The 8,531-nt window shown below is 46.5% G+C and carries 7 protein-coding genes; 3 read left to right on the top strand and 4 right to left on the bottom strand.

Annotation, left to right across the window (positions count from 1 at the left end):
* Positions 1 to 367: 367 nt before the first annotated feature.
* Both KDK15_RS00035 and dbpA read right to left on the bottom strand, forming a co-directional pair.
* A complete protein-coding gene (locus KDK15_RS00035; RefSeq protein WP_257293323.1) occupies positions 368 to 1,357 on the bottom strand; it encodes a hypothetical protein in 990 nt (329 codons plus the stop codon).
* Positions 1,358 to 1,478: 121 nt separating this feature from the next.
* Positions 1,479 to 2,879 carry an ATP-dependent RNA helicase DbpA gene (gene dbpA / locus KDK15_RS00030; protein WP_257293322.1) on the bottom strand — a complete coding sequence of 467 codons (1,401 nt, stop codon included), beginning with the start codon at positions 2,877 to 2,879 and terminating at the stop codon, positions 1,479 to 1,481.
* A 195-nt stretch (positions 2,880 to 3,074) separates the two neighbouring features.
* Here dbpA and KDK15_RS00025 point away from each other — a divergent pair, with 195 nt between their 5' ends.
* Both KDK15_RS00025 and KDK15_RS00020 read left to right on the top strand, forming a co-directional pair.
* Entirely contained in the window at positions 3,075 to 4,562 is a 1,488-nt protein-coding gene (locus KDK15_RS00025) for a DASS family sodium-coupled anion symporter (RefSeq protein ID WP_257293321.1), read from the top strand.
* Between the two features lie 281 nt (positions 4,563 to 4,843).
* Positions 4,844 to 6,382 carry a DUF924 domain-containing protein gene (locus KDK15_RS00020; protein WP_257293320.1) on the top strand — a complete coding sequence of 513 codons (1,539 nt, stop codon included), beginning with the start codon at positions 4,844 to 4,846 and terminating at the stop codon, positions 6,380 to 6,382.
* Between the two features lie 49 nt (positions 6,383 to 6,431).
* Here the strand turns inward: KDK15_RS00020 and KDK15_RS00015 are convergent, their stop codons facing one another.
* Entirely contained in the window at positions 6,432 to 6,644 is a 213-nt protein-coding gene (locus KDK15_RS00015) for a hypothetical protein (protein WP_257293319.1), read from the bottom strand.
* A 97-nt stretch (positions 6,645 to 6,741) separates the two neighbouring features.
* Entirely contained in the window at positions 6,742 to 7,611 is an 870-nt protein-coding gene (locus KDK15_RS00010) for a hypothetical protein (RefSeq protein WP_257293318.1), read from the bottom strand.
* A 457-nt stretch (positions 7,612 to 8,068) separates the two neighbouring features.
* On the opposite strand from KDK15_RS00010, the gene KDK15_RS00005 reads away from it, so the two are divergent.
* Positions 8,069 to 8,531, top strand: a 463-nt coding sequence (locus KDK15_RS00005) for an ATP-binding cassette domain-containing protein (RefSeq protein WP_257293317.1), incomplete at its 3' end; no start/stop codon positions are given.

Below are 8,531 nucleotides of genomic sequence, written 5' to 3'. Positions count from 1 at the left end.
ATAGCCCCGCTATTCTCCTCAGAATCAGAAATTTTTATCCTCAATTTCTCGCAATCCTCGCTACGGGGTCGCCTAGACGGGCGCTATTCTCGGACAGCCTCCTAGGACAAGCTCTGTTGATATATACACCTCTCAAGCCTCAGAGGCTGTTGCAAAACTATCCGGACTCTCACGGCCCCGTGGGAATGCATACAGAACCTACGTATAAATTAGAACCCCCATTAAATTCTCATGATTCCGGGCAGAAACAGGTTGTTCCACATCTTGCAGGCCCGATATACATTCCCACGCAGAGCATGGGAACGAGGGGGGTTGGGTATTAGCGCTTTTCTGTAAGTCTGGACTTTCTTCTGATTATGAATGGGCCTCAGTCTTCTTCAGGGGTTGGCGTTGAATTTGGAGCCGGGCTTTCTTCGGGTTGTTGAGTTGGGCCGGGTACCTTGCCTTTGATGCTGGCTTCATGAAATGGGAATTCTTGACCATCTGCCAGTCGACTGATAGTGATCCCTTTTTCCACATGGGTATAATATCGAGATTCAAACTGAACTTCTTCAGCTCTGTAAGGCAGATTATTTTGCCGCTTTCTTTCATTAATTTCTTTCTGGATAGCCTTCAGCGTCTCAAGAATATCATTCAGCCTTGCTTCAGCTTGTGCAAGTCCCTGGTCTGCATTCAGCTCCCGGGCCTTATTTTTCATGGCTCCAAGCGCGTGGACGTAACAATTATAAATCTCAAGAGGCGGTTTTTGTGCAAGACCAGCACCCACTGGAATCAGTGAGATGGCTTGATGATTAGGCGGTGGGAATGTGATGGTAATGGTCAGATCCTTTGGCATATCGGGGGGTAGCTCAATATCCTTTAAGGCACTGATCATTTGTTTGGAGCTGGTATATAAACCTACACTGCCAAAACCCTTGAGATCCATAGCTCGTCTGGCAAAGACATCAAGGGCATCTCGAGCCTTGACGGCAATGTTCATTTCGCCAAAGGCTGTATAGGCCTTCTCGGCTTCTCCCAGTTGATTTTTACCCTGCTTGAGCAGCTCCTCATGGTCCAACGCTGCCAACTCTTCAGCGATTTTTCCGGGATCTCTAGCCTCAGGGGGTTGAGCTACTTCAGGGGATCCATTGACGGAAATGTGAGGGTTTACAGTTTTCACGTTGTCAGGGAAGCCCTGTGGTTGAGCCGTGGGCGCTGGTACAGGTTTACGATTCGGCTGAGCAAAATACGGCGCGGGTGGCGGTGCTAATCTGGCACCATGCCCATTGAATGTTGAAGGTGGTGTGAGTGGGTCTGTCTGCGAATCAGTTCTAAGGCCCTGAGAAGATGAGGGTGGTTGTGTAATCGGAGAAGCCATTTCAATTACCTCCTTGTGATGGGGTTGATGATTAGTGTCATACCTCTTTTGGACAAAAAAAGCCTGATTTAGTTCCGGTCAGGCTTTGAGAGAGTGATAAGAGACGAACTGGTGATGAATATTACAAACGCCGAACCTTGAACTTTCTGCCCTTAATCTTCCCTGATTCCAGCTTGTTCAGCGCAGATCGGGCATTTTCCCGTTTGACTGCAACATAGGCGGTAAAGTCAAAAATATTGATCTTGCCGACCTGGTCTGCGGGAATCCCGGCATCGCCGGTCAGCGCTCCGAGGATGTCGCCAGGGCGAACTTTATGCTTTCGGCCACCATCAATGGCCAGGGTAACCATGGAGGCTGGTGCTGGTTGTTGGTTTCCTGTGAGTGCCTTCGGGTCGCCAAATACCAGGGGAGCCTTGAGGTAGTCGCTGATATTATCCTGCTTGTACTGCTCCTGCCGGGTATGCAGGCTGAGTGCAAGACCTTTTTTACCAGCCCGTCCGGTGCGGCCAATCCGGTGAACGTGTACTTCAGGGTCCCGGCTCAGATCGTAATTGATTACCGCTGCAAGGTTTTCTATATCCAATCCCCGGGCTGCGACATCGGTAGCAATCAACAGGTTGGCGCTCTGATTGGCGAATCGTACCAGCATCTGGTCACGTTCTTTCTGTTCCATATCGCCATGCAGCACCACCGGTTTGTAGCCAGCTTCATAGAGTGCAGAGCCTACCTCTTTGCAGGTTTGCCGGGTGTTACAGAAAATCACGCTGGACTCAGGCTGATAGTGTTTCAGCAGCTTGATCAGCATGACGGGTTTGTCAGCGTGTTCGGCGTGATAGAAGCGCTGCTCGATATGCTCATGGCTATGGGTACTCTCAAGGGTAACCGCAACCGGCTGATACTGGAAACGTTCGCTTAATGCTCTGATACCGCTTGGGTAAGTGGCTGAAAAGAGGAGAGTCTGTCGCTGTTCTGGTAAATGGCCGATGATGTTTTCAATGGCATCAATAAAGCCCATATCCAGCATACGATCGGCTTCATCAAGCACCAGCGTATTGACCCGATCGATCAATAAGGTCTTTTTCCGCAAGTGATCCTGGATTCTCCCGGGGGTTCCCACAACCACATGGGCGCCATGCTCCAGTGAGCCGATCTGTGGCCCAATAGGCTGGCCACCACAAAGGGTAACGACCTTAATATTTTGCTGATATCGCGCCAGACGCCGGATTTCCCGGGCAACCTGGGTTGCCAGCTCTCTAGTGGGGCAGAGAACCAGTGCCTGACAGCCAAAATCTCGCTGTTTCAATTTGACAATCAAGCCAATGGCAAAAGCCGCCGTTTTGCCGCTGCCGGTTTTGGCTTTGGCAATGACATCCTTGCCTTCCAGGATTTCTGGCAGGCTGGTCTGCTGAATGGGGGTCATTTCACAGTATCCCAGATTGTCGAGGTTTTGCAGCAGGGCATCGGGCAGGGATAGATTGGTAAAGTGGGGGGACGCTGTGGTGGTAGAAATAGGTGCAGTCAAATCAGGCTCTTGGCGTGTGCCATGGTACAGAATAGGTAAATGATTATAACAGAGTCTACCCTTAATGACGGTGAATCATTACAGCAGTTGATCAGAAACCCTGCTGTTTGATGGGCTTCCAAAGCTCAATTCTCGGTATCAACCGATTTACGGTTGAATTGACTATTAATTTTATCAAATGCAATGGAGCAAATCATGAAATCAGGTTCTCCGGAATTGCTTCCAGGGTCTGCGCGTCAGGAAAGTACTCAGGAAAGGAAGCCACTCTTCTGGCTCGCAGGACTTCTGATTGGCATTGCATTGCAGCTATTAACATTACTGGTTGACCCTCCAGCCGGAATGAATGAGATGGCCTGGCGCTGTGCTGGTCTTGCCATGATGATGGCGGTGTTCTGGTCGGTCGAAATTCTCCCGACGGCCATTACCGCACTGCTACCCCTGATTTTGTCGCCAATGCTTGGTTTGGCCAGCATTGATAAAGCGGCTGCTCCCTATGCACATCCGGTAATATTCCTGTTTATGGGCGGTTTTGTTCTTGGCCTTGCCATGGAACGCTGGAATCTGCACAGCCGTATAGCCCTCAGAATCATGATGATTATGGGCACAGGGGAGAAGCGACTGGTGCTGGGTTTTATGATTGCTACAGCCCTGATCAGTATGTGGGTTTCCAATACGGCAACCACGATCATGATGTTACCTATCGGTTTATCCGTTATCACCATGATTCGACACCAGGGGAAGATGAGTCATGGTTTTCCTGTCGCTTTGTTGCTTTCCATTGCTTATGGGGCTTCGATTGGTGGCTTTGGTACCCTGATCGGTACGCCTCCCAATGCATTGCTGGTCGCTTTTCTCCAGGAGCAGTACGGTATACAGATTGGTTTTGCCCGCTGGCTGATCATTGGCCTGCCAGCATCCATCATATTGCTGGCTATTACCGGCATCTGGCTGAGCTCTTTTGGCTACCGTCTGGGTGGGGAAGAAAACCCTGTGGTAAGAGAATCTATTAAGGAGCAGCAAAAAAAGAATGGTTCAATGAGCGGTGCAGAAAAAGCCGTAACCGCGATCTTTCTGCTGACGGCTTTTGCCTGGATCGTGCGGCCCTGGCTGGGCGATATGATTCCATCACTGGCGCTCTCGGATACTATGATTGCCCTGGTTGCTACCGTTCTGTTGTTCATCTTGCCAGCTAGCTGGAAAAAGCTTGAGTTTCTGATGAGCTGGAAAGAGATGCACCGCCTTCCCTGGGATGTGTTGTTATTGTTTGGTGGTGGCCTCAGTCTGGCGGCGATGATTCGAAGAACAGGGCTTGCACAGTGGATCGCCGGATCATTAAACATCTTTGGCGACATGCCCGCTTTGCTGGCCATTGCCCTGGTTGTGAGCATTATTATTTTTCTGACCGAAGTCACTAGTAACACAGCCACAACCGCCGCCTTCCTCCCTCCCTTGGGAGCTTTGGCTATTTCATTGGGAATGGACCCTGCTATTCTTGCCATCCCTGCGGCTATTGCCGCCAGCTGTGCCTTTATGTTGCCTGTGGCGACACCACCCAATGCCATAGTTTATGGCTCAGGAATGCTGTCTATTCGACATATGGTGCGCAGTGGTATGGTGTTGAACCTTGCGGGCATTGTGATTATCACGCTGTTGAGCCACTGGCTGGTGGAATTTATTATTTAGTTTCTTCTTTATAAATTCTTAAACCTCTGGCCTGATAGTTTTCATGGCTGAGGATATCATACTCATATCATTAATGGATTTAATTGCTTGATTTTGTCTAAGAAAACTGTTTTTAAATGTCTATAACCAGCGGTGGTCTTTAAGGATAATTTCTTCAGGTGTTTTCAATGTATATGCTAAATAATGTTTTGATCAGTTGTTTATAATTAACAAAATGACTAAATAACAGGCGGAAAATTATGAGAATATTTTATGGGGCAATAATTGGATTATTCTCTCTGATGTTTATATCAACATGGGATCATCCTGTTTTTGCAGGAGAAGATAGCTGGTCCAGTAACTATAAAAACCCTGACTACTTCACTGCTCATCATACCCCCGATGCTTCTGATCAGAATGTCACAATTATTAAACCTGATGACAAATCAGTAAAAGGGTTTATTTTCGAAGTCAATAATCATCACCCTGATATGGATATAGAGTTTATTAAAATTCCCTACAGCCAGTATTTTTCCAGTATCGGAATAGAGATAAAAGATATCCTGTCTTCACAGGATACCCATATATTTTATTTGATGAAAACCGATGATGACCCTCTATTCTATACCAATTTCAGTCGGGTAATTTCCTGGTATTTAATGAATAGAAGGGATAGCTCGATTGTTATCAGACCGATTATCGACAATGAAGAGCTGATACCACAGCGAGTGCTGGTTATGGATCGGCCTCAGGTGATGGTGGGCGATACGGGGGCTGAATTCAAAGATCCGGAAGAGGTGATTATTGATGGCTATCACATTCATATGGATTATCTTGAAGGACAGGAACGCCAGGCAAAAGTATTGTTTGACCATTTCCGGAAATATATTGCCAGTGAAAGGCTGATTTACTCGGATCTTGACTGGTATCCGGCTCGCTCCAATGGCCCACATGTTCGAGCCGGTTGGGAAATAAAATTTGAGCGGGCTGGTAGCCAGCTTATGTATGATTATGGCAAAGCCATGATCTGGCTGGTGTTGAATCATGGTGATATTCCCATTTACTCCCACAGTAAAAACTGGGTATTTGGCGAAAATGAAAATCGATTAATTTCCCATCTTGATAATGCCTGGTACAGCGGTTTTCGTCCAAAACTGAATCAACGTTTTTTTTATGATCCCGGAAATAAGCAAAGTGGGCTTTATCGATGGGATCAACAGCTACCAGGTTCAAGATCTTTATCAGCAGCAGCTATCCAGTCAAAACAGCAGGAGATCATTGAATTCTGGTTCGCCGATGGAATGGAAACAAAATGGTTTAAAAAGCAGAGCGCAAACTCAGATAATTTGGATCAGGAAATAACAGAAAGATTCATGAAAGATCTGGTCTTGCTGGCCAATGGGTTTTACGATGATTGGTTGACCAGCCCAAGGGGAAAACTGGCTTATATCATTCTGGCTGACCAGTTTCCGAGAAGTATTTATCGCGGCACTCCGATGATTTTAGCCTATGATGACCTGTCCCTGCGTGTTGCCAGAACGGCCATAAAATACGGGGACGACCAGCAATTAAACTATTATGAACGACTTTTTCTTTATTTACCGCTGGTGCACAGTGAGTTATCGGAAGATCAGAGTCTGGCTCTGTCACTGTTTCAGAAATTGACGGAAGAAGTTCCTGATGATTTGAAACAGAAGTTTGATGTTCATTATAAACAGGCACTGAAACACAAAGCAGTTATTGATCAATTTTCACGATTTATCCACAGGGATAGAATTTTTGGAAAATCATCAACGGAAGAAGAGATCGAATTTATCAGAAAAATTGATGCAGAGTTTTAACCGATGCTCGATGCTGACTGGAGCCGGTTCCCGGGAACCGGCGATAGTCTCAATGATACTGCTTCAACCGCCTGGCATAGACAACGGCTTTATAACCGACAGTTGCGATAACATTGCCAGCCACAAAAAATAGAATAACCAATGCTGCATCAACGATAGTGAAGCTTGCCACCAGCTGGGTCAAACGACCAAATCCCTCTACAAAGAACAGGTACAGGTCTTTTTCACTTTTGCCGGTGATAATCTGAACTGACTGAAACATGGTGAATACCCCGATCCTCGGACAGCCTCCTGGGGCCATGGCAGTTATACCACCTGTCAAGCCGGGTAATATTGATGCGGGCCAGTATTTTCACTTATTACGATTTCATGTTTTCTTGTAAACGCAAAATATCCCGGATACACGAATCCAAATCTGATTTTAAGCTCTGATAAGCATCTTTGAATTGTGTCATGGGAAGTACATGGCTGAGTACACCGAGATCATTATTCATAAGCTGCTGTAGTTGTCTTGCCATGGTAATTTGTTCCTGAACATAAGAAGCTCTCTTTGTGTCTTGATAAAGTTTGTTATTGGCTCGAATCTCAGGCTTCATCACGGCAGTTGCCAGAAGGGATTTATCCAGGGTTATCTCTAAATTTGGTATGGATAGCAGTGTGTTAATTTTCGATTGGAAATGTTTCAGAGCGTGGGCTGCAAATTCAGCAGTAATGGTTTGTGATGAGTCAAAAACAGGGTTATCAAAAAAACTAAATTTCAAGAACTTGTTCCAGTCTTTCAACTCACTGATGATCATGGCAGGCGTACCAGTTTCTTCAATATTTGCTAATTCTCCATGCGCCAGAATCGCTGCATCCGCAATATCCTTTATTGATGAGTAAAAATCCACAATACTGTCTAACAACGGCTCAAAATATGCCATCCTGCTTCCCAGATCATAATTGCCGGGCTGAGCTGATACCGCAGGACTGGTTGCTGAAACTTGGCGCTGCTGAATAACGCTGCTTTGGGGCAGACCTGAGGCAATATTACTGGCAGTGGCTAAATATCCGTGACCGGCAGGGATCGCTCTGGTGGCAGAACCATCAACCTGGCCCGTCAAACCAGCAGATGCTCTTTGTGCCGAGTCTGAACGGCTGGTTGGGTGATAAGTTCGCATACCAGAGTTATTAAAATTCATTTTTGGTTCAATCCTCGTAAATATTAAAATAGTGTCGTTTACTATCAAACGCGATATAGCCTGACTACTCACCCAACCATTGACAAGAGTGATAATAAAAAGTTCCTTATCTCCTTATCCAGTTGGTGATGCTGACGTTGGTGCCTTGCTCAAGGCCAGGCAAAATTTTTGCCATCCCGGCCAGCAGTTGATTGCCAGCCGGTGATGTTGAGGATAAAACCCGGGAGATGAATCACCTTTTGTCTGGTCGTCAGATGGTTTGTGGAAAGAGGATTCACTGTAATCAAAAAACAGAGAAAGCCAATATTCTTTGCTTGATATTCGAATGGTGCTGGCCGATATTTCTCTGGTATGAATTCAGTAACGCCTTGGCAGGTTGCTGGTTCATTTGCGCAATACCGAACACATTATCAGATTTTGTAAACGACTTACTTTGGCGCAAAGGAATAGTCACTGTAGTCTGCGACGCTTTTTCCCATTAATTAAATAGAGCAGGACAATAAATTTGATATTTACAGCCAACATCACCATGCAGTTCGGTGACAAGCCCCTGTTTGAGGATATATCCGTCAAGTTTGGCGAAGGTAACCGTTACGGACTCATTGGTGCCAACGGTTGTGGTAAATCAACGTTTATGAAAATCCTGGGCGGAGAGCTGGAGCCAACTTCCGGTACTGTCAGTAAAGACCCCCATGAACGTATGGCGAAACTGAGTCAGGATCAGTTTGCCTATGAAAACTTCACGGTTATCGATACGGTGATTATGGGGCATGCCGAACTCTGGAAAGTAAAAGCCGAACGGGATGCTATTTATGCCAAAGCTGAAATGACGGAAGAAGAAGGTATGCGGGTTGCCGACCTTGAAGTTCAGTTTGGTGAGATGGATGGCTATTCCGCCGAAGCCCGTGCGGGAGAACTGCTGCTGGGGCTGGATATTCCCATTGAACAGCATTACGGGCTGATGAGTG

Source organism: Endozoicomonas sp. YOMI1, assembly GCF_024606345.1.
Lineage (GTDB): Bacteria > Pseudomonadota > Gammaproteobacteria > Pseudomonadales > Endozoicomonadaceae > Endozoicomonas.
The sequence above is the reverse complement of the archived record's forward strand: the minus strand, read 5'-3'. Positions and strand labels throughout refer to the sequence as shown.